General features: G+C 67.9%; 1 protein-coding gene. It reads right to left on the minus strand.

Features of this window, described 5'->3' with window-relative positions:
* The coding region (locus SB822_RS61160; protein ID WP_410859667.1) for an alpha/beta fold hydrolase at nucleotides 1-234 on the minus strand (234 nt) is incomplete at both ends.

Raw genomic sequence — 234 nt, forward strand, 5'->3', positions numbered from 1 at the left:
CCTTCTCCGCTTCCACGTTGCCATGCGCCTTGGCCTGCGCCACCGCGTAGTCGTAGCTGACCTGCTCGTTCTCGCGCACGTTGATCGCCTGGCCCACGCCGACGTAGGCGTAGAACAGGTCCGGGCGCTTGAGCGCGGCGCGCATCGACACGATCGTGCCCCAGCTGTGCCCCATCAGGATGAGCTTGGGCTTGTGGTAGCGCGCGCGCACCGCCTCGGCGATGGCGATCGCGT

The sequence above is a fragment of the Paraburkholderia sp. SIMBA_054 genome, from assembly GCF_046534875.1.
GTDB classification, from domain to species: Bacteria; Pseudomonadota; Gammaproteobacteria; order Burkholderiales; family Burkholderiaceae; genus Paraburkholderia; species Paraburkholderia hospita.